We start from the raw sequence: 22,687 nt of genomic DNA, 5'->3' as shown, positions 1-22,687 counted from the left end.
TCGGGTAACCTTACTCAATCAAAACAGGTAATAATACGCTAAAAACTATTTTGATTTAAGCCAAACTTTGCAGTGTAAATATTTACTGAAATTTTTATAGTATTCCAATAATACGATTTCAAAATACAAAAATACCGGTGTTGTATGTTGCTGTCGGAATGCGTGTCAAATTATTTTAAAATATTTCAAAAATCAGAAAATGGCAAAGCAAAATATTAAGGAGATTCAGGAAGCAATCGCAAATGCCGGACATTCCTGGCAAGCCAGTGAAAATCAGTTCTTCCGTATGAGCGACCAGGAAAAAGACAATTTTCTTGGTTATACACCAGGTCCAAACGACGAACCATTAGAAGTACAGGAACGTATAAGCGCCGAAAATTACAACGCATTTAAAGCGTCATTATTAGCTGGCAACCAGGAATTTACAGCCCCGGCACAATTCGACTGGCGGAATAATGGCGGGTTGAACTATGTTACCCCTGTTAAAAATCAGTCAAGCTGCGGTTCCTGCGTAGCATTTGGAACAATAGCCTCAGTTGAAAGCAGAATTAAAATTCAGAGAGGTGCCGCATTTAACGTTGATTTATCCGAAGCACATCTGTTTCACTGCATAGCACGCTCGCAAGGACGGAACTGCAGCAACGGATGGTGGCCGGAAAATGCCATGATCGGTTTCCGGGATATTGGTGTGGCTGATGAAGCCTGTTACCCTTATACGCCCGCCGACCAGAATTGTACCAACAGATGTGCTGACTGGGCAAACCGGGTTACTAAAATTTCCGGATATGCCAAAGTAAATGGAATCAGTGCAATCAAAGAATGGATCGCTTCCAAAGGCCCGATAGAAGCCTGTTTTTCTGTATATGCAGATTTTTATAGTTATACATCGGGCGTATACAAAAAAACAAGTAACGATCTGCGAGGCGGTCATTGTGTATGTATCGTAGGGTACAGCGACGCGCTGGAATGCTGGATTTGCAAAAACAGCTGGGGAACAGGATTTGGAGAATCAGGATTTTTCAGGATTGGCTACGGCCAATGTGGTATCGAAGCTCAGGTTTATGGTGCTAACAGTGTGGTAGGAAGCTACGACATCAATGCTAAGAAAGTGACCGGATTGTGGGCTAATAATGAAAACCGCAACGCGTGGGCATATATTTCAGACATTGGCTGGAAAAAAATATCCAACAACAATGATATTGGCTTTACCAATCTGGTAACTGATCTGGCTACTGCCAAAACTGTTGGATCCACTGTTAATCTGACGATTGACGAAACAGAGATGATTAGTGTCTTGTATGTATTCTAATTTTTTAAATCAATAAATCATGAAATCACCAGTAAAAACAATGCCCGCACAAGAATCATCTGCTTCTGTATCCAATGGCACTGAACCTAGTGTTAAAGTAGAAATGGATGGTACCTCACTCTCTTCACGTCAGGAAAACGCACCTGCCCTGTCACCACCAAGTGCCAGTGGTGAAATATTAAGCATGGAGGATTCTTTTGGAGCTGCCGTATGGAATAGAGACAAACGGGTAAACGGACTTTATAACACAAAGCATGCACGTAATTCCTGGATGAGCATTGCAGGCGTAGGATGGGTAAAACTGGCAGTTACTTACGATTCGGCCAGCGCAGCCATGTCAATACTCGCTGCTCAGGCCAGAACAAAAAATTGCCAGATTGATTACTCCGTCGATGCCGGCAATGTAAACGAGATGTACATTTTCTAGATGAGAATCAAACAGTAAATCATACCGGATGTATTTTTTGCCTGGTTAAATTAAGTTTGCTCCATTTCAGGATCTTACTTCATCATTAATCAGGCGGAAATACATCCTTTTGTGTCTAAAAACCAAATTATCATTATGGCTACAATCAACGTGAGCAATAGCGATTCCTATGGAACGATTGAGGTATCGCCGGGAGATGTTATTCACATTACATTAAGTGAAAACCCAACTACTGGTTATATGTGGGAAACCACAGAACACAATTCAAGTCAGATAGAATTAGCCAGCGACAGCTTCAAAACAGCCTCATCAGCAGCTGGCGGCGGTGGAAAACATATTTTCAAATTTAAAGTTCTGGCTCCCGGAGCGGGAAGTATTAAGCTGGAAAACCGGCAAAAATGGGAGAAGGATACTTTGGAAACTTTTTCATTGAAGTATAAAAGTGAGTGAAGAAAATGGGATAAAAGAATCGCCGTTATTGATATTGCAGCCAACAACGGCGAAACAAAAATCTAAGCCATCAATGCCTTCCGTGCATATTCGACACATTTTGCCGTTTCCTTCACAGCGTCTGATCCTGCCGGAATATCGTATTCCAGTTCTATAGTTGCAGGAAATTTGTATTTGTTTTTGCGCATCAGTTCCAACGCCGCTATAATTGGCGTGTCACCTGTTCCCCAGGGCACATTGGCACCACCATTTTCTTTTGATTTTCTGTCCTTCACATGCATACTTACAATGTGGTCATGTTTTGCCTGAATGAGTTCAAGCGGATTAAAACCAGCTGCCACATAATGGCCCATGTCAAAATTCATTGCATTGTACTTCGACTGGCTCAAAGCCACATCCCACCATGTTGGTGTTTGCTGCGTGTGCCCATGATAACCTACATAGACCTTGTTTTTTGCCGCAATATCACCAAGGCGTTTTGTTTGTGCAGGATCGTTGGGTAATTCTATATTAGCCTGGTTTGCTCCCATCGCTTTTGCTGCCCGGAAAGCATAATCAACCTCTGCATCTGTATTATTTTCACCCAAAGCAGAAGGTTTGAACGCATAAATACTTACTCCGGCATCTTTATACATTTTCCCAAGCTGAACAAATTTATCCATGGGAACTTTTGCGCGCCATTCGGCCATTTTGGTATTGTATTCCGCCTGTGCTGCTTTTTGTTCAGGTGTTTGTTCCGGCCGCTGCCCGCCAGCAGGTGGCGGACCCGATGGACGCGGAGGAGCTGTTGGCGCACCTGCAAAGGATTCACCTGTTGGCCCCATCAGTTCAATAGCGCTGATATTACAATCAATACAATATTGTAATATCTGCTCTGCACTACCTGGCATACTGCGCCACGAATAAGTAATTGCACCGATCTGAACGCCATTAAAAAGTGAATTGGGTTTCCCCAGATTTTTGATATAGGCAGGCATACCGAAAGTCGATCCCGAAAATAGTACCACTCCTGCCGCAGCCATAGAAGAGGCGCTTAGGAATTGTCGTCTTGTAATGTCTTGATTTTGCATAATGAATTGGTTATTTTTTTGAAATACTTTTTAGTTTATTGCTCCGTTTGAAATGATTTTGATTGTTTGTGTTTAAGGCAAGGATATTGCTACACCTCAATAATATCTTCCAACATATTTATTCTCCACAATCAGTTTTTTGATCTTATGAGGATTAATTGGCCCCTGACCGGCATATACGATTTTTCCGCCTGGCTCTACAAGCAAAGTATAAGGCAAAGCACCCTGCCATTTTGGATCCACGGCTTCAATTAGTTTATACTTATCATCTACATTAAAAATATAATTTTTATTGGAGGCGAATTTTCCCCGCAAAAATTTCAAAGCTTTATCCTTTTTATCCGGACTGTCGGCGCTGATTGAAACGAACTCGAAGTCACGGCCACGGTACATGTGCTGCATTTGCATAAAATCCGGAAACTCAGTCACACAAGGTCCACACCACGTTGCCCAGACATTGATGAGCCTTAATTTGTCGGATTTATTAGCAATAAGTTCCTTTAATCCGGCATCATCAATTGTTTCCAATGTTACAAGTTCTTTTGCCCAGGCGGCTTTTTCCTTTTCCACTCCCTGCTCTTTATCCATCCATTTCATGGAACAACCAAAGGTTTTGGTCGTTGGATTGGTAACAGGCTTACCGGCAAGCAGTTCTTCAATTGCCTTACGCGCGTCGCTATTGTTAGGTGTTTTTGTAGGTTTTTCTACATCGTCGATCCTGCCGTTGTATTGAAGTTTTCTCTCTTTGTCAAAAATAAATATATGCGGGGTGGCTACTGGCCCATATGCCAATGCGGTTTTTTGTGTATCACCATCATACAAATATGGGAAATTGAAATTCAGGTCTTTTGCCCTGATTTTCATTTCTTCGTAAGTATCACTCAGATCCGTATATCCGAGTTCATCCAGCCTGATCGCGTTAGGATCATTGGAAGAAATAACAACCAGCCCCACTTTTTGCGTTTTGAAATCTGAGGCAAGTTTTTTTATACGTTCCTCATAAGCCTGTGCAGTCGGGCAATGGTTACACGAAAATACAATGGCCAGAATCGGATTGGCGGCAAAGCTTTTTAAAGTATAATTTTTCCCGTCAATTCCTTTCAAATTAAAATCAGGTGCCGCTGAACCGGTTTTTAATGTTTCAGGATGCTGGGCAATTGCCTGATTACCAAAGACAAATAACAGTAATAATGTAATCAACAAATTATAACGGGAGTACATAAGATCCATGAATTAGTAATTAATGCCAATTTAACAAAAAGCACCTGTATTACTATAAAATACTGTTATTATGCTAATTTAAGTTATGAAGTTTAATAATGGTGTCTGGAAAACCAATTACTTTGAGCAAAGGTTTTTAAGTGGTTTTTCCGCTCGACTTCACGCTTTTACGTAAACTTTTCTGTTGTGAAAGTTCAGAAGTTTCCTTTTTCCGCCATTGAAAGTCGAGTCCACACTTTTAACATTTTTTAAGATAATAGAAAATCATATTTTCCGTTAGCACATCATGTTTCACCTTTTTTCCAATTAAATCATTATGAGATACTTATCTGTACTTTTGATCTTCTTTTGCTTGAAACTGAGTGTAAGTTATGGGCAGGATCAGCATGATAAAATCGGCTTTGTTGATCAGCAATATATCTTTGAAAATCTGCCTGAATTCAAGAAGCTCAACCTGGAAATTATTACAAAAAGTCAGCAGTATGATAAGATCCTCAAAGAAAAATATGATGAATTTGAAGCGAAATCTGTGGCATTTGAAAAACTGGTTGCAGGAAAATCAGAACAAACGATTTTACGCGATAAAGCACTGGAACTTGAAAACCTGAAAAAATCGTATGAGGATTTTCAGGCCAATTCGGTGAATGAGCTCAGAGAGTATTACATTAAAAAATTCACTCCGATCAGACAAAAGGTAAATGATGCGATCATATTTGCTGGAAGGCAAAAGAATTATGCATTCGTTTTAAGAATGGATTTAAATCCTGACGGTGGAGACATTTGGCCGGTCGTATTGTATGCCCGGGATTCAACCGCAAACCTTTCAGCTGATATCCTTAAAAACCTGGGCATTGACAGCACATCTGCATCGATCAGAAAGATTGGAATTCCTCAGATGCTTAAAAAGAAATAGAAAAATTAAGAAAAATCCAGTTTCATAAATTAGCCCGGTTTTTTAATCAATACGATTGAAAATCGGGCTGAATTTTTATAATTTATTATTTTTCTATACTTTAAACGCCATCATGAAAGTCAGTCAACTGATATCATGACCAGCAATGATTTCCAAACAGCACTTTTATAATGACCTATATTAAACTGATATTCCTGATTATCCTGATGATGCTTGACCGGTGCGGTATAATCAGGCATAACAGAATGCCTGGTCAAACATCAGATATTGAAAAATCGGAACCGGCAAATAATAGTCTGAATGGAAGCTGGCGGCTAGCTGATGCAGAAATCAGGCAAATCACTGTAACCCGCCAACCTGATTCACTCACAAATGAAGCTGTAAAAATGGAAAAAGATGAAGATTTTCTCCTGTCCTTTTTTCCGGACAACAGCTTTACGGAAGTTAAAGAAAATGGGGAATATACCTTTGGAAAATGGGCACAAGCTGATAGCTCTGTTTCAATCGTTTACCCAAATAAAACTGAAAAATATAAATTGTTATTTAGTCGCGGTAAACGTGGTTTGCGTGAAGTAAAGCTCGAATCATTGACCGGGAAAAGTATTTTGCTGGCAGGCTTTGGAAAAAGAATGGAAAAGTACCAGGAGGATCCGTTTTATCCATCCAATAATGCATGGAGAGTGAAGCCGTCAGCTGTCGAAAGTGACAAACAAATTCGAAGCAGGCTCATCCGCTATCTTTCACATAGTGCGTATCTCTTAAAAGCGGCAGATACGCGTAAACAGCAAATAATATCATGGGAATTTTCAAAGGGCATTATCAAAATATATAATGCCGGCATAGGAATGATACCAAAGGATCAAATGCCTGAGGTTTGGATCAACAGTTTTCATTCGCCGGAGGATGCCTTAAAAGCGTACGATATGTTAGACGATTATCTACGTACGACATCGTATAAAGGCGATGCGACAGGCAATTGGGTCAGAGATGATTACAATATTTTGATCAGTATTCTGGAAGGTTTAAAAAGAAGAGTTTGAATGTATGTAACAGGTTGTTACCAATACCATTTATTTAATAGTAGTGTTTTCAATCACTTGTCTCCTTCATTTGGCTAATGATTCTTCATACTATATTTTCATCCTTTTCCAACCATTAAATCCTAAATTGACTCATTGACAGAAAAACCATTTCTATATGAAGCAATTTATAGCATATCTGCTTTTGATCCTTCTTCTTTCTGACTGTAAGAAAAGTGCAGTAGATCCGGAGACGCTTCCTGAAATTAAAAATATTGCAGGAAAGTGGCGTTCAGACTCGTATGAAAGGACAATAAACGGAAAGAAAGTCTGGGAAAAAGTAACAGCGAACTACATAATTTTTAGGTTTGACGGTGTCCTGTTGGAAAATAACGGGTTACCAGCCTGCTGCACGCCAGAATCGTATAATATCAATGGAAAACCATTTCAGATAGTACCAAAAACCCCGCTGGATCACAATCCTCAGTGCGATCTCATAGATTGTATAATTTGTGAATCCTGGGATATTGAGCAGATTGACAATGAAATGATCATCACTTATTGCATTATGGGTGGCAGAATCAAATATGTGAGGGAGTAACTTATTCAATATAAATTCTTAAAATAATAAGCTCGTACGATCCCGTTTTTGTTGTTACAAAAAAAGGGACGGAAAAAATTCCGTCCCTTTTACTATTTCATTATCAATAAAACCTTCTTAATTCAAGGCTGCTTATACTTACTTCGTAGTATTGCTTTTCAATTGAAGGCCTACGATAGCTGCTTTTTGATTTGCGTTTTGTTTGTTGGTGTCAGTAGAGATCTTTACTGCGTTAGGTGCAGAAGTTTCCAGAACCGGAAGTGTTACAGGTAATACTTTATTTATTACGCTTGATACTTTGGTTTTCTCTTCAACGGATGCTAATATATGTACGGAAGTTTTGTTCAAAGTATTTGCGTTGGCGTAAGTTGCGATAGTCATTGCCATCATTGCACCTACTATAACATTTTTTGCATTTTTCATTGCTGCTTGTGTTTATTTGTCTTTCTTGTTATTGTTCTTAATTCTTGTACAAATATACTACAATATTCTGAATACAAACGTTCAGACTATTAAATAACAAAATAATATTTTGAATTTTTTATCAAAACAAGCACTTTTTGGAAAAACAAAAATGGTATTATTCAAATATTATGAAATTAAAAACTACTATTTTATGTCCTTTTTGATCTAAAAAAATTTTGTCCGTAATACAGTATCAATTTGCAAATGTTCCACTTCACTGGTTGACAGAATAATTCTATTACATTTTAGACATTTCAGGAAATTTTATTCTGAATGTATTATATCAATAGGACTTATACGCCCAAAATCGCCTGAAAATCAACTGATGAATGAAAATATTTTTAAAAAAATTGAAAATATTTTTGCAGTCACGAATTATTCGGTGGTTTTTCGGTCGCAAGGTATGCTGAGGCTTATGTTGTTAGGCTAAAGTTGAAGCAAAGAAGAGGCTGATAATAACAGTTTCGTTAAAATTGGTAAACTTTGTCCGTTCTGTATTTTGTTATCAATTACCCGAACCAGCTTGTAATAATTGGTTCAAAATTAAAAATATGAAAGTTTGCATCGCCGAGAAACCTAGTGTAGCGAAGGATATAGCAGCCGTTTTGGGTGCCAATCAGCGCAAAGACGGATATTATGAGGGAAACGGCTATCAGGTAACGTGGACATTCGGCCATTTTTGTACGCTCAAAGAACCGCACGATTACACCGATCGCTGGAAATCATGGCGACTGGAAGATCTTCCGATGATCCCATCCAGCTTTGGGATCAAACTTATAGATAATCCGGGTGCGCTTAAACAATTCGGTACGATTGAATACCTGGTAAAGCGATGTGAAGAGGTGATCAATTGTGGTGATGCAGGACAGGAAGGTGAATTGATACAACGCTGGGTTCTTCTAAAAGCCAAATGTGCGGTTCCGGTAAAACGTTTATGGATATCGTCACTAACTGAACAGGCAATTCGTGAAGGTTTTGAAAAACTTCGTGATAGCAGTCAATACGACAATTTGTACGCAGCTGGAAGTGCCCGCGCTATTGGCGACTGGCTTCTTGGCATGAACGCCACAAGGCTGTTTACTAAAAAATTCGGGCAGGGAAAAGTGGTTTTATCTATCGGAAGGGTACAAACCCCTACCCTTGCGCTGATCGTACAGCGACAAAAGGAAATTAATGCATTCGTATCAGAAGATTACTGGGAACTTAAAACGCTTTACAGGGAAACTGAATTCACGGCTACAATTGACCGTATCAGAAATGCAGAAAAAGCGAATAAGGGATTGGCTTATCTTAAAGAACATCTTTTTGAAGTCACCTCATTTGAAAAAAAGGAAGGAAAAGAAGGTAATCCACGCCTTTTCGACCTTACTTCATTACAGGTAGAGGCAAACAGAAAATTTGGTTTCTCGGCGGAAGACACGTTGAAACATATTCAGAATTTGTACGAAAAAAATTCGTGACCTATCCCCGCGTTGACACCACTTATCTTTCCGAAGACTTGCATCCCAAAATGGAAGGAATTATGAAAGATCTGACACAATACAGTCAGTATACAGCTTTAATCCTGGAAAAGCCAATTCCTAAACTAAAAACGATCTTTGATGATAAAAAGGTAACTGATCACCATGCAATTATTCCAACTGGCGTACAGCCGGTGCATATCAGTCAGGAAGAAAGGCAAATATATGACCTGATCGTACGTCGTTATCTGGCAGCATTTTATCCTGAATGCCGGGTTTCCAACACGACGGTTATGGGAAAAGTGGGACAAGTTGAATTTAAAGCTACCGGAAAGCAGATCCTGGATCCGGGCTGGCGTGCAGTATATATTACCGAAACAAATACAAAGAAAGAAGAGGAAGAAAAGGTAATGCCGAATTTTGTAGCCGGTGAGACTGGCCCTCACGAGCCCTGGGTACATCAGGGAAAAACTTCGCCGCCCAAATACTATAGTGAAGCCACTTTGCTGCGTGCCATGGAAACAGCCGGCAAGCAGGTTGAAGATGAAGAAATGCGTGAACTGTTGAAAGATAATGGCATAGGCCGCCCCTCCACCCGGGCCAATATCATAGAAACACTTTTTAAGAGAAGGTATATTGAAAAGAATAAAAAAAACCTGATTGCAACACAAACGGGTATGGATCTGATCGATACCATCCAGAATGAGCTGCTTAAAAGTGCGGAACTTACCGGCAACTGGGAACGGAAATTGCGTTTGATCGAAAAGGGCGAGTATTCAATGGAAACCTTTAAGCAGGAACTTATTCAGATGGTAGTGGACATCACTACGGAAGTGAAAATGAATACTGGCAGGATGATTTTTATAAAAGAAGACACGATTGAAATAAAAGAAGAAAAACCCAAAAAGGAAGCTAAGCCAAAAGAACCCAAAGAAGAAATTTCCATCGAATCCCTGACTTGCCCGAAATGTAAATCTTACTTGTTAAAGAAAGGGAAAACAGCTTATGGCTGCGGGAATTTTCAGGTTTGTGGTTTTAAAATTCCATTCGAATTTCTGGGCAAACAATTAAATGATAAAAATGTTTTTGATCTGTTGAGCAAGGGGCGGACAGCTAAAATAAAAGGCCTGGCTATACCGGGAAATCCCGAACCGGTTAATGCCAAACTGGTTATGACCGGCGAGTTTAATTTTGAAGTAGAGTGATACCACATTTCCTCACATGGGATTGTCGGGAGTTTCCACAGCTGGCATGCTGATTGTAATCCCGGAAATTTCACATAACGCCAAAAACTGTTCAAGACTTGGCATTGTTTTTCCAGAAAATATCTCATCAGCCATTTGTCGTGATATGATGGCACCTTGTGTGTCAGACGAATCCAGGCTCATTCCTTTGGCCTCTATTAATTGTTTTATTTCAATAATAATTTGTTTTGCACGAGCTTCATAAATTGAAATTTCCATGTTATTTTTGATTTAAGTACTGTCGGATCAAGTACAAAATTATGCCAGGCGAATTGATCTGTTAAAATTTCAGTATAAGGAAAATGAATTTCGGCCTGGCTTGACTTTTGTACTAAGTCGCTTTTTAACTACAAGGAGTTACAAAAATATTTATCCTTACCTGCCACGATTGATAGAAACGTTTATAAGTCTTGATACAAGACTGTAAACTTGAGTTATGATATCAGCCCGCCCGGATAACAGAAAAAGTATTTTGGTTCTCCAGGGCTTTTTTTATGCTGATAAACCATAGAAACAATGTTTTTATACGAAAAACAGGTCGTGATAGTTACTGGAGGTGGTAGCGGCATCGGCCAGACGATAGCTCAGTTTTACGCAAATGAAGGCGCCAGGGTAGTGATTTGGGATAAAGAACCCAATCCACCAGAAAATACACGAAGGTTTTTTTGCAAGTCACGCGAATACATTAGCTCAGATCTTATTGATATAACCGCTCCGCAGGATATTGTGATAGGGATGGAAGCTATACTGGAGAAATGGGGCCATATTGATGTGCTCATAAATAATGCCGGTTTAAGCATCGACAAATCAGTATATGACCTGCCAGTTGAGGAATGGGATTATGTGCTGAATACTAATCTCCGTGGAACTTTCCTTTGTTCGAGAGAAGCGGCAAAAATGATGCGGTATAACAATGGTGGCTGTATAGTAAATATTTCATCAACACGAGCATTGATGTCCGAGTCACACACAGAAGCATATGCTGCCTCAAAAGGGGGCATTCTGGCACTGACCCATGCAATGGCAATTTCCCTCGCTGCCGACCATATTACAGTTAATGCTATTAGTCCCGGCTGGATAGAAACATATGATTACAGTCATTTGAAAGTTAGTGACCATCGGCAACACCCCTCAGGACGGGTTGGCAAGCCGGAAGATATTGCAAGGGCCTGTTTATATCTTACACATCCGGAAAATGATTTTATTACCGGAACCAACCTGGTCATTGATGGCGGAATGACGCGAAAGATGATTTATTCGGATTGATCCAACCACAAATAATACCATTCTGATTATTTTAATTTTTGATTTTATCTGGACTTATTTTAAATAAGATACTATCTTTGTGCTCTTTTCAACCCAGATACAGTACAAAGATGTATGCCTGATTACATCCTGAATAGCAGTCCAATCAAAATTGATGAAAATTCTTTTAAGCAGATATATGAACTGCATTGGGAGAAGGTTTTTGCTGTATGCTACAATAATATCAGGGAAACCGAACCCGCCAAAGGAATGGTACAGGATATTTTTAAATCACTTTGGGAAAGAAAAGATGAGTTGGAAATAACAACTTCGGTAGAACGCTATCTGCTTCGTGCCGCAAAATTTAAAGTTTTTGAATATCTGAGAAATACCCGGTCAAGAAAAGAACACAATGAAGTAGCTTTCGCCAATTATTGTAATTCTGCAAATTGTACTGAAAATGAGGTCATGTTCAACAGCTTAAAAACGAAGGTCGATAATTTGGTGGACACACTTCCCTGCCAGTGCCGTAAGGTTTTTAAAATGAGCCGGGAACAAGGCCTGACAAATAAAGAAATTTCCTCGAATCTGCTCATCTCAGAAAGAGCAGTAGAATATCATATTACTCGGGCACTTACTACACTGAGATCAAACCTTACTGAATACATTCAGTAGCTTTTTCTATACCTTACTTACGGTAAATGCTTATTTATGCTACTTTTACTAAAAGGACGTCAAACTATTTATAATAACGCAGCACTTTCATGCACATCAGTAAAGAACTTATTGAAAAATACCACAGTGGAACCTGCACTCAGGAAGAAAAGGTAATAGTTGAAAACTGGTTATTTGCTGATGATGACGATGAGGAATTAACATTACCTGCAGGAGAAGATAAATTTCAGCTTAAAACCGATATGTGGGAAGAAATAACTTCTGTCCTTCCTGATCATAGAAAACAGTCGGATTCTTTCTTGAGCACTGTTTTCTTTCAACCTGCCTGGAAGCAAGCTGCTGCTGCGGCCGTGCTCGTTGGTATGTTCGGACTTACATTATTTTATTTAAAAAACCCAACTACTAAAAACGGTACAATTGTGGTTAACAACTTATCGGATACAATCAATAAAAATTATTCTGAAAGCAAATATTCCATTTCCATTGGCCCGAAAAGTAATATCGAAATTGATAACCAAACCGGAATAATAGATTTTTGCGGAGCCATGATGATCAATCCTAAAAAAGATATTGAGCTTACTATCAACGGTACATGTTCTAAAAATAATTCGGGTACCGAAAAAATGGTGTTCAAAAAAGGGCAAAATTATATAGCATTAAATTACAGCAGTAATCCTAATACAAATGAAGTGATCATTTTGCAGGAAGGATCAATGATGGGTTTGCCACCTCTGCTTATGAGACAGCTTATACATCAATTCAATATCTGATATATTCCAATGAATACTTTAATGAGGAATATGTTCCGGATTATAATCGGTGTTTTTGTTTTTAATTTATTGATAAGCTGCAACCGGGACAGTACAGAAAAGGGGAGCTCCAAAGAAAAAAAATACAGTGTTTATACCATGACAAAAACTGGTAACGAATACATTATTCAAACGGATTCTCTCCTGAGTGGTACTATAAATCCTGAAAAGCAAGGAACAAAGGTCATACCGGAACGGCAGTATTATGAACTGATCGTACTTGATGGAAATTATTACAGCCTGGATTGGAAAACGAGTATTTTTAATAAATACCGCATCATAAACAGCGTTTTTACAAAAATAGCATCGCTACCTTTAACAGATTTTTCCACTGTTGAAAATTACAACTGGATAAGCCGTGATTCTTTGCTGATCATAGGTTATGCAGGAAAAATACCCAAGATCAGGTATGCCAAAATTCAGGTAAAAAAAATGACCGCTCAACAGGGCCTCATGGAAATCCCTTCCCCTTTTGGTCAGTTTAACTGGATGTCAGTTGGCTTTTCCAAATTCTCTAATGGCAAATTAATGGTGGGTTATACATATCATACCACCAACAATTTAAATAGTTACACTACAAGCGATACATCCTATGTGGAGGTCTTGAGTTATCCTGGGATGCGAACTCTCGACAGACTTAAAGATACACGTTCTACAAGTCCGGGAGGTATTAATACCAGACAATCCCATTTTTTTACTGATGAGAAGGGTGATTTTTATTTTATAGCTTGTCCTGGTATTGCTTTGGGAAATAATCCTGATAAACCAACCGGTATATACCGGATTAAAAATTCAGATGAGAAAATTGATCCGGGTTATTTTTTCAATATATCAGCTTCTGCCATTCAAAATCATGGTTACGGCTTTTGGTACATTGGTAATGGAAAAGCAATTGTAAGAACAGAAAGAAAAGGCTTGTTTACCGGAATGAAGGATCACTACAAAGTGCCGCATTTTGATTTCTATGTATTGGATCTAAATACTAAATCTACAACCAGGTTAAATCTGCCATTAGACAAAGGCACAGCCAGACAATGTGTACTTGTGGAAAACGGACTGGTGTTTATTACGATCAACTCTGATTCGGAAGGAAGTTACGTCTGGAACTATAATCCTAAAACAAATCACCTTCAAAAAGGATTGAAATTTGAAGGTGACATTGATTATATTCTAAGGCTGGACCGTTTGAATTAGATTTAATAAATTACAAATTTTCAACCTGCTCTAAGGAAAGATTTAATAACTCTGCAATCAAATTATTATCCATACCTCTTTTTTTCATAGTATGAGCATTGTTTAACTTTTCCTGATGTCTGCCTTGTTCAATTCCTTGTTCAATTCCTAGTTCTTTTCCCTGTTCAATTCCTAGTTCAATACCCTGTTCGATTCCTTTCTCAATACCCTGGCGAATTCCACGTTCGTACCCTTCTTTAAGTACGTAATCCATTGAATTATCCAAATCCCATTTTTCCTTTAAACTTGTGTCGTATGCCATTTTTTCTTCCATATTAAGATTACTGACTGCTGCAATATTGAATAATTTACTAAAAACGGGTTTTCTTAAAAATGCAGGAATTTTATTCAATTTACTTAAATTCTTTAACAAAAAGAACCAGTTGTCAAGTTCCGAAGTGAGCTCTGTCTCCTTTTTATTGAATTTAGGCATTTCTATAAATATAAAACCCAGTTTTTCATAGAATAGTTTTCCTGAATTTGAATCAATCAAATGAATCTTATGCAGACAATGGTCATCTTGCGCATCTTCAAATGTAAAATCCATTAAACCAATCAAATAAACCGGCTTTAAATAATAATCCCATCGCGCAATTCCAGTGGGGGCCTGATCTTTTATAAGTGATGAAGTATAATACAAACAACGGTCTTTAAAGAATTCCTGCTTTACACGCTGCACTTCAATAATAAACTGTTCTCCATTTGAACCAGTACATAACAAGTCAAATATTACTTTGCGATGTTCAGCAAGAGGACCGACGTGTTCATTTTTGTTATAAACCAGATCCACAATCCTTCGTTCCCCTAAAAACAACTCATTGAGAAAATCAATCAGTAAATCTTTATTAGGTTCAGAACCAAAAATCCTCTTGAATCCGAAATCCGTAAATGGATCAATATAAGGCCCAATATTTAAATCTTCCATATTTCAATAAGTATGTGTAAATGCCAGAAATGCGATAATTTCTTTGTCGGTTATTGCTTTCTTAAATAATCTCCTGAAAATTATTTTATTTTTTTCCCACTCAAACCTTCGGGAAAATTCTTCCTATGCTACTTAGACTGTAAACAGGACTAAAAGGCTCTCCATTTTTTCAGCTTTTAGCAAAATCCTGAGAAAAACTTATTTATACCATTTACCACAATGCGATTCAGTAAAACTTTACTTACAGGGCTAATCATTCATTTGTGCCTACTGTCCATGCAATCTCAGGCACAAAATAAAGCAGCAATTTCCGGGCATATTAAATCGGCCAAGGGAGAAATTATTCCCAGCGTTACCATCACTGTGAAGGGTTTGTCAATCGGCACCACGACTGACTCAGAAGGTTTTTATACTATCCAAAACTTAAAACCAGCCAGTTATACGATTGAAATATCGGCTGTGGGATACTTTAAAATCTCTCAGATCATTACGGTTAAAACCGATAAATCACAAACACTAAATTTTGAACTGAAAGAAAGCCAGCAGGATCTGAAGGAAGTACAGATTTTTGGTAAAAATGAAACGCAGGAAATTAAAGAACAGGCTTTTACCGTCAATGCAATCGAAACCAAACGCTTTGCCAATACAACTGCCGACTTAAATCAGGTTTTAAACAGAACTGCGGGCGTCAGAGTACGTGAAGAAGGAGGAATGGGCTCAGACTTCAATTTTTCCATTAATGGGCTTTCCGGTAAAGCAGTGAAATTTTTCCTTGACGGCGTTCCGCTCGAATTAATGGGCAGCACCATGTCGCTTAATAATATCCCTGTTAATCTGGCCGAAAGAATGGAAGTCTATAAAGGCGTTGTTCCGGTAAGCCTTGGTTCGGATGCACTGGGTGGAGCAGTCAACATTGTCACCAATCAGAATATCAATAACTACCTGGATGCCAGTTACAGTATCGGCTCTTTTAACACGCACAGATTAGCACTAAACGGACAGTACAGCACGGCGAATGGCCTGATCATTAAGGCGAGTGCATTTGCCAATTATTCGGATAACAACTATCTGATGCGTGGTATGGAGATATGGGATGAACAGCAGTACAAATATGTAAACAAAAATTTCAAACGGTTCCATGACCAATATAAATCAGCCATGGGACAGGTTGAACTGGGTGTTATAAATAAAAAATGGGCTGATGTTCTTTTCGTAGGGTTTTCTTACTCTGGTACAGATCAGGATATCCAGACCGGCACAAGACAAGATGTTGTATATGGAGCAGTAACCAAAAACGGGCATGCTTACAATGGCTCACTTCGGTATAAAAAAGACAACCTTTTTGTTAAAGGACTAAATGCCAACGTTTTCGCTTCAAGATCGGTTGATAATTATGTCGTTAAAGATACTTCCAGCTACAAATATTACTGGGATGGATCAAGGATAAAAACCAGTCTTGCTGAAATATCAGGCTCGAAAACAATTACAAATATCAATCGTCCCCGCACATTCGCAAGGGCAAACCTGGGTTATCAGTTATCAGGCTCGCATTCTTTCAATGTCAATTATACTTACGATCATATAAAAAACGAAAGTTATGATGAGCTTATCACTGACCATGCAGATATACCGGGAATACTTTCCAAGAACATTCTGGGTGCAGCTTATCAGCAGAACTTATTAAATGACCGGTTAACAAATACACTTTTCGGCAAATTTTACGGATTGAGCGTTCAGCAGTCCAGGTACGTATCTGCTACCGGTGAATATTTAAAAGCCAATGATTCCCAAACTTATAAAGGTTACGGAATTGCTTCACGCTTCAAAATCCTGGCTGATCTGGGTGTTAAAGCCTCTTTCGAGAAGGCCTATCGTTTGCAGGAAGTGGGAGAAATGTTCGGTAACGGCTACACGGTTATTGCTAATCTGGATCTTAAACCTGAATCAAGCCAGAATGTAAACCTTGGCGCCTATTACGGATTTACAGTAAACAAGCACAAATTGTTTATTGAAGGTTCATGGTTTTACCGTAATGCCAATGACTTTATCTACGCCGTGGTTTACAAATCCAATTCAAGTGTGAGCCGCTATGAAAATACTTCAAAAGTAAAAGTAAACGGACTTGAGGGCGATATTAAATACAACTACGGAGACCTGCTTTATTTTAACACCAATATCAGCTACCAGAATGCGATCAACAACACAAAATATTCAGTAGGTACAACAAGTGGCACTCCGGAAGCAACCTATCTCAATAAAATCCCAAACCAGCCATGGCTTTTCGGTAATGCCGATTTGAGTATTGGCAGGAACAATATACTCGGAAAAGCATCAAGAATGCAGTTTAATCTGAGTACTCAATATGTGCATTGGTTTTATCTGACCTGGGAAGCTTATGGAAGTAAAGCCAGCAAAAGTACCATTCCGGATCAGTACATCCACAATGCTTCCATCTCTAATTCATGGGACAACGGACGCTACAACCTTTCACTGGAATGCCGCAATTTCACTAACAACCTGGCTTTCGACAATTTCCGCTTACAGAAACCCGGCCGCGCCTTCTCGGTTAAAGTCCGCTATTTCCTTAGGTAACTTCCTGAATTTCATTTGAATCTATTAATCATTTAATTATATATCTCTTAAATAATCATGTTTAAAAAAGTTAAACTCTATTCACTTCTTATAACACTGGCACTGGTTCCGTTTCTGAATTCATGCAGCAGTGATGACGATACTACTCCGACACCTGTAGAAGAAACGCAGGAAAAATATGCCGTATGGCTGCAAATCGGCAGCTGGCCTAATACTACCCAATACGTTCTGGGAACAAATTCTCTGACTGAAGGCTCTATTGACCTGACCGGGCATGGTGCTGAAGTAACAGGAAAATCAGCTTATGGAATAATCACAAATGGGGGATTCTACTATTATTATAATACGACAACCGGCAGATTCTCTAAATTCAAATACGAAAAAGAACTTTACAGCACAATCCTGGAAGTTCCATACACGCATCTGGCTGATATTTCAGGATTTACGTGGATCAATGAAACAACACTTTTTCTTGTCGGAACAAACGGGGACAAGAACAAAATTCACTATTCAGTAGTAGATACAGAAACCTTAAAGATAACGAACGGCGTATTGGAAGCACCGGCCATACCAACCGGATTCAGCTATTTCAATCTGGGCAATGTAGAATATACCAATGGAAAAGTTTTTATCCAGTTTGGTTATATTGGCGACTGGCCAAAACCATGGCAGTCACAATCCAATATTGGTGTTGTCGATTATGCGACGCTGAAATATGAAAAAACATTGGAAAGCACAACATCGGCCGGTCCGGGGACAAACAAACTTTGGTTATCTTCTTCTTTTGTTGATGTGAACGGTAACACATATTTTGCAACCAACGTAGAGTGGAGCAGCATAACTAACAGGAAATCTGCAATATACCGTATCAAAAAAGGAACAACCGAACTTGATGCAAATTATGTTGTGAACCAGACAACTTTGGGTTATGAAGGTGTTGGGCTTTGGTATATCGGAGGAACCCAGGCTATTTTGAAATATATTGATACTGCCGTTACCGGTTCGACTCACCTTTATGCTTTTGCGGTAATGGATCTTGAAACCGGAAAAATTACGCGAAAACTCCCGGAAATCCCTTATGACGGAGATGCTTATATCCAGAATATCATTGTTGAAGATGGAAAAGTTTTTATGATCACCAATGCTGAAACAGGTAAAGACTATGTGTACATCTACGACATAGCCGCACAAACTGTAAAAACCGGTATGGAACTGATTGGCGGTTACGATTGGGTTCTTCGTCTTGACAAAATGAGATAAGCCTCAAATAAAAATACATATTTAACCTGTCCGAAATTTCGGACAGGTTAACCATATCCTGCTCCAATGACAATTTTCAAAAAAATAAATGCCTGGCTCCATTTGTGGTTGGGTCTGGCTTCCGGAATTATTGTTTTTATCGTTGCGCTAACCGGTTGTATACTGGTTTTCGAGCAGGAATTTAAATCTATGACGCAGCCCTGGCTGCATGCAGAAAGACCCCAAAACGCTGAATATCTGCTTCCATCAGCCATCAAAGAAAAAGTTGCCCCGCTGTTTCCAAATAAAGAGATCAGTGGTATCTGGTACTACGGACACGGGAAAACTGCTAAACTGAATATAAGATCGGATTCAGCTATTTATGTAAATCCATATACTGCCAAGGTAGTAGCTATAATCAACGAGGAAGATTTCTTTCATTTCATTCTTGAAGGCCATACTGAGCTCTGGATTGAAGCCAAAATCGGCAAAATCCACGTTGGACAAATTATTGTGGCTTATGCCACACTCATATTCTTTGTATTACTTATTTCAGGCCTGATTTTATGGTGGCCAAAAAAATGGAATAGAACTAATCGTGATAAAAGTTTTAAAATTAAATGGGGAGCAAAGTTTAAACGGATAAATTATGACCTGCACAATGTGCTTGGTTTTTACTCTTTACTTGTAGCACTTGTGATTACAATGACAGGCCTGAGCATGGGTTTTGCCTGGTTTTCAAAGAGTGTGTACTGGTTAAGTTCAGGAGGGAATTCTCCTGCACCGTACGTTGATTCATCATCTGACACAACCAGAATAATACCGGATGTGGTGATGAAAAACGTCGATCTGGCATTCATCAAAGGAATCACAGAAATAGGTACTTACAATAAAGACGCCATTATTGTTTCTTTTCCCGACGAACCATCTGAACCGATTGAACTGTGTACAGATATGTATAACGCTTCCTGGCGATATGTTTACCTGGATCAATATTCGCTTAAAGAGCTACCTTCAACACAAGTTCATATTGACGATTTGAAACTTGCAGATTGGCTGAGGCGTACCAATTATGCACTTCACGTGGGGGGAGTTGGTGGCCTGACTACCAAAATCCTGTTTTTTCTTGCCAGTTTGATTTGCGCCACATTACCCGTAACCGGTTTTTATGTTTGGTGGCATCGGGGTTATGGTAAAGCCAAAAAACCTCAAAAAAGGATTAAAGCCACTTCAAATATTGCCTCTGTCTAATAAAATTCAAATTTGATTATTCTACTTTTTTATTAACATTCTGATGCAAAGTATTGCATTCAGCCAAAAGACTATTGCCTATGAAAAGTGACTTTAAATTTATTATCTTCCTTATATTATTCTTTATCAGTGGCTTACATAAAGATTTAAATGCTCAAAACCTAACTGGTTATCGGATCAGGGGTTATATCATAGATTCTGTTTCAAAGAAGCCGGTTGAGTTTGCTACCATCAGTATTCTTGATAGTGCCAAAAATGTAGTGGCCCTCACCTATTCAGATGAAAATGGTTTATTTAAATCCGCTGATATTTCAAACGGATTATTTTCCCTGAACTTGTCATTCGTAGGTTATCGGCAAAAAACAATTCCATTTCGTATTCAATCACAAAATCCTGTTTTTGAATTTGGCAGAATTTACCTCATTGCGGACGTTACCCAATTAAAAGCCGTTACCATTACCGGAACCAAACAGCTGATCGAACAACAGCCGGGAATGCTGATCTATAACGCAGAAAATGATATCAGTAATCAGGGCGGAACCGCTGCGGATGTTTTGCGAAAAGCCCCAATTCTGAACGTTGATGCTGCCGGAAATGTAACCATGCGCGGAAATGCAAATCTGAGAATTCTTATTAATGGAAAATATTCCGGACAAATGGCGAGAAGCCCGGGCGATGCCTTGAATATGATGCCAGCCAATTCTATCAAATCAATTGAAGTAATAACCAGTCCATCTGCACGTTACGATGCCGAAGGAGCTGCGGGCGTAATAAATATAATTACTAAAAAAGGAAATGAAAGCGTTAGCGGAACCATTGAACTGGTAACCGGGAATTTGGAACAGGCTATTAATCCCCGTATATCTTTAAATCGTGACAAATGGAATATCAGTTCTAACCTTCACCTTCACAGGTTCCGGAACAAGGAACTTACCAGTCTGGAAAGGATTACAAAAGAAAACGGTGTAGAGACCGGAAGGATATATCAGGATATTATAAGGGATAATGCCAAACCGCATAGTTCGGGCGATTTACAGGTAGAATTTGCACCGGATTCGGCCAATCTTTTCAATTTCTCGTTAAATGGCTGGCTTGGAAACTGGCCTCAAAACAGCGAACAGCATAACCGCAGATTTTTACCTGATGGTACGTTGGTTGAAGAATACCGGCAATCTGTCAAAACCAAAGCACCAAATAAAGGCGTCGATTTCAATCTGGGCTATACGCGAAAATTTAAAAAACCAGGTGAGGAACTGTATTTCATGGCTCAGCATAACCTGTCAGCGGATGTTTATAATTACAACGCTTTGCAACGTGACAATGAGGAGATCCTGATGTATCAGGAAATAAATAATAACAGGACAACAAACCGTGAATGGACTTTCCAGAGTGACTATATTCTGCCTTTATCCCCTACCGGCAGGCATGCATTGGAAAGCGGTGTGAAGACAATTTTACGAAACGTCAGCAGTGTTTATGATGTTTCGGCAAGCCAGGACAACCAGTCTGATTTGTTGCTGCCAATTGCTGCAAGATCGGATCAATTTGATTACCAGCAGAACGTAATGGCTGTTTACAGTCAGTTGAAATTCAAATGGAACAGTGGCTGGGCTTTACACGCCGGTGGCAGGATGGAAGGTACTTTTCTGGAAGGAAATCAACGTAATATTTCTGTCAATTTCAAAAACAACTTTTGGAATTTCGTTCCGAGTGCTACATTGTTCAAGAAACTGAATGCCAATAACAACCTGACTTTAAGTTATACCAAACGTATTTCCCGGCCTTCTATTTGGGATCTGAACCCAAATAAAGACAGTCAGGATCCGAAGAATATTGTGATTGGAAATCCGGATTTAAGGCCAGAGGAAGTCAACCAGACCGAATTTACCTACGCACTTCAGACGAACAATGATCTGTTTATCAATATGTCATTGTTTGCCAGGAAAACCAATAATTCTATTGAGAGCATTGTAACCGTAGATACATCTGGAATCGCTACTACAACCAAACAAAATCTGGCTTCCAACAGCCAATATGGAATTAATCTGTCTGCATCTTTCACTGTACTACCTGGCTGGAAAATTAATAGTAATGCGAATGTGCGTTATGCAAAATTTAAAAGTGGTGCGTTAAATATCCTGAACGACGGAATAGCATGGGGATTTAATGTGAACAGCAGCTGGAAATTGCCTGACAATTTCAGTGTTCAGGTATATGGAGATTATGAGGCAAAAAGCATTACATTACAAGGTTACACAACCGAACGATTTTATTACAGCTTTTCTGCAAAAAAAGAGCTGCCTCTAAAAAAACTTACTATAAGCCTTACTACTGTGAGCCCGTTTAACAGTTACATTTCTCAAAATGAAGTGGTTAGGTCGGCCGGTTTTACTTCTACCTTGCGCAACCAATATTTAAACCGCTCCATTCGTCTTTCATTAAATTGGGAATTTGGCAGTCTGATAAAAGGTAACAGCGGAAGAAAAATTACAAATGATGATTTGAAGAACGCGAAAACAGGCGGTTGATTTGATAGACC

20 protein-coding genes and 1 pseudogene are annotated in these 22,687 nt (G+C 39.0%); 16 read left to right on the top strand and 5 right to left on the bottom strand.

The annotated features are described in order from the left end of the window. The first annotated feature begins 199 nt into the window (after positions 1-199). The 3 genes from KZC02_RS27790 (at position 200) to KZC02_RS27780 (ending at position 2,186) form a co-directional block, all read left to right on the top strand. The gene (locus KZC02_RS27790; protein WP_221391651.1) at positions 200-1,309 is read left to right on the top strand and encodes a C1 family peptidase; all 1,110 of its coding nucleotides are present in this window, start codon (positions 200-202) and stop codon (positions 1,307-1,309) included. A 19-nt stretch (positions 1,310-1,328) separates the two neighbouring features. Then, entirely contained in the window at positions 1,329-1,736 is a 408-nt protein-coding gene (locus tag KZC02_RS27785; RefSeq protein ID WP_221391650.1) for a hypothetical protein, read from the top strand. A 135-nt stretch (positions 1,737-1,871) separates the two neighbouring features. Then, entirely contained in the window at positions 1,872-2,186 is a 315-nt protein-coding gene (locus KZC02_RS27780; RefSeq protein WP_221391649.1) for a protease inhibitor I42 family protein, read from the top strand. Positions 2,187-2,248: 62 nt separating this feature from the next. Here KZC02_RS27780 and KZC02_RS27775 read toward each other — a convergent pair whose 3' ends face one another. Further along, positions 2,249-3,256, bottom strand: a complete 1,008-nt coding sequence (locus KZC02_RS27775; RefSeq protein ID WP_221391648.1) for a sugar phosphate isomerase/epimerase — start codon at positions 3,254-3,256, stop codon at positions 2,249-2,251. 96 nt (positions 3,257-3,352) lie between these two features. After that, entirely contained in the window at positions 3,353-4,477 is a 1,125-nt protein-coding gene (locus KZC02_RS27770) for a redoxin domain-containing protein (protein WP_221391647.1), read from the bottom strand. A gap of 316 nt (positions 4,478-4,793) precedes the next feature. On the opposite strand from KZC02_RS27770, the gene KZC02_RS27765 reads away from it, so the two are divergent. The 3 genes from KZC02_RS27765 to KZC02_RS27755 all read left to right on the top strand — a co-directional run bounded on the left by KZC02_RS27765 (position 4,794) and on the right by KZC02_RS27755 (position 7,010). Next, positions 4,794-5,390: an OmpH family outer membrane protein gene (locus KZC02_RS27765; protein WP_221391646.1), complete on the top strand. Its 597-nt coding sequence runs from the start codon at positions 4,794-4,796 to the stop codon at positions 5,388-5,390. Positions 5,391-5,560: 170 nt separating this feature from the next. After that, the gene (locus KZC02_RS27760; protein WP_221391645.1) at positions 5,561-6,430 is read left to right on the top strand and encodes a hypothetical protein; all 870 of its coding nucleotides are present in this window, start codon (positions 5,561-5,563) and stop codon (positions 6,428-6,430) included. 157 nt (positions 6,431-6,587) lie between these two features. Next, positions 6,588-7,010 carry a hypothetical protein gene (locus tag KZC02_RS27755; protein WP_221391644.1) on the top strand — a complete coding sequence of 141 codons (423 nt, stop codon included), beginning with the start codon at positions 6,588-6,590 and terminating at the stop codon, positions 7,008-7,010. A gap of 138 nt (positions 7,011-7,148) precedes the next feature. Here the strand turns inward: KZC02_RS27755 and KZC02_RS27750 are convergent, their stop codons facing one another. Then, the gene (locus KZC02_RS27750; protein ID WP_221391643.1) at positions 7,149-7,433 is read right to left on the bottom strand and encodes a hypothetical protein; all 285 of its coding nucleotides are present in this window, start codon (positions 7,431-7,433) and stop codon (positions 7,149-7,151) included. A gap of 593 nt (positions 7,434-8,026) precedes the next feature. Between KZC02_RS27750 and KZC02_RS33470 the strand changes: the two are divergent. Both KZC02_RS33470 and KZC02_RS33465 read left to right on the top strand, forming a co-directional pair. Then, positions 8,027-9,666, top strand: a pseudogene (locus KZC02_RS33470) (DNA topoisomerase 3); the annotation flags it as partial. 48 nt (positions 9,667-9,714) lie between these two features. Next, positions 9,715-10,140, top strand: coding sequence for a topoisomerase C-terminal repeat-containing protein (locus KZC02_RS33465; protein WP_409014273.1), 426 nt, complete (start codon positions 9,715-9,717; stop codon positions 10,138-10,140). 12 nt (positions 10,141-10,152) lie between these two features. Here KZC02_RS33465 and KZC02_RS27740 read toward each other — a convergent pair whose 3' ends face one another. Next, a complete protein-coding gene (locus KZC02_RS27740) occupies positions 10,153-10,398 on the bottom strand; it encodes a helix-turn-helix transcriptional regulator (RefSeq protein ID WP_221391642.1) in 246 nt (81 codons plus the stop codon). A 297-nt stretch (positions 10,399-10,695) separates the two neighbouring features. Between KZC02_RS27740 and KZC02_RS27735 the strand changes: the two genes are divergently transcribed. The 4 genes from KZC02_RS27735 (at position 10,696) to KZC02_RS27720 (ending at position 14,102) form a co-directional block, all read left to right on the top strand. Continuing rightward, entirely contained in the window at positions 10,696-11,445 is a 750-nt protein-coding gene (locus KZC02_RS27735) for an SDR family NAD(P)-dependent oxidoreductase (RefSeq protein WP_221391641.1), read from the top strand. Between the two features lie 114 nt (positions 11,446-11,559). Further along, positions 11,560-12,099: an RNA polymerase sigma-70 factor gene (locus KZC02_RS27730; RefSeq protein WP_221391640.1), complete on the top strand. Its 540-nt coding sequence runs from the start codon at positions 11,560-11,562 to the stop codon at positions 12,097-12,099. 89 nt (positions 12,100-12,188) lie between these two features. Beyond that, positions 12,189-12,869 (top strand): hypothetical protein, encoded by a 681-nt coding sequence (locus KZC02_RS27725; RefSeq protein ID WP_221391639.1) that lies wholly within the window; start codon positions 12,189-12,191, stop codon positions 12,867-12,869. 9 nt (positions 12,870-12,878) lie between these two features. Continuing rightward, entirely contained in the window at positions 12,879-14,102 is a 1,224-nt protein-coding gene (locus KZC02_RS27720; protein ID WP_221391638.1) for a DUF4374 domain-containing protein, read from the top strand. A 10-nt stretch (positions 14,103-14,112) separates the two neighbouring features. Here KZC02_RS27720 and KZC02_RS27715 read toward each other — a convergent pair whose 3' ends face one another. Continuing rightward, positions 14,113-15,066, bottom strand: coding sequence for an Rpn family recombination-promoting nuclease/putative transposase (locus KZC02_RS27715; protein WP_221391637.1), 954 nt, complete (start codon positions 15,064-15,066; stop codon positions 14,113-14,115). A 276-nt stretch (positions 15,067-15,342) separates the two neighbouring features. On the opposite strand from KZC02_RS27715, the gene KZC02_RS27710 reads away from it, so the two are divergent. The 4 genes from KZC02_RS27710 (at position 15,343) to KZC02_RS27695 (ending at position 22,676) form a co-directional block, all read left to right on the top strand. Continuing rightward, positions 15,343-17,658, top strand: a complete 2,316-nt coding sequence (locus KZC02_RS27710) for a TonB-dependent receptor (RefSeq protein WP_229253841.1) — start codon at positions 15,343-15,345, stop codon at positions 17,656-17,658. A gap of 57 nt (positions 17,659-17,715) precedes the next feature. Further along, positions 17,716-18,918, top strand: coding sequence for a DUF4374 domain-containing protein (locus tag KZC02_RS27705; protein ID WP_221391635.1), 1,203 nt, complete (start codon positions 17,716-17,718; stop codon positions 18,916-18,918). Between the two features lie 66 nt (positions 18,919-18,984). Then, positions 18,985-20,148, top strand: a complete 1,164-nt coding sequence (locus KZC02_RS27700; RefSeq protein WP_221391634.1) for a PepSY domain-containing protein — start codon at positions 18,985-18,987, stop codon at positions 20,146-20,148. A gap of 80 nt (positions 20,149-20,228) precedes the next feature. Further along, the gene (locus KZC02_RS27695; RefSeq protein ID WP_221391633.1) at positions 20,229-22,676 is read left to right on the top strand and encodes an outer membrane beta-barrel family protein; all 2,448 of its coding nucleotides are present in this window, start codon (positions 20,229-20,231) and stop codon (positions 22,674-22,676) included. Positions 22,677-22,687 lie beyond the last annotated feature (11 nt).

Origin of the sequence: Dyadobacter sp. NIV53 (genome assembly GCF_019711195.1) — a bacterium.
Taxonomy (GTDB): Bacteria; Bacteroidota; Bacteroidia; order Cytophagales; family Spirosomataceae; genus Dyadobacter.
Note: the sequence above shows the minus strand (reverse complement) of the source record. Positions and strands in the feature narration are given on the sequence as shown.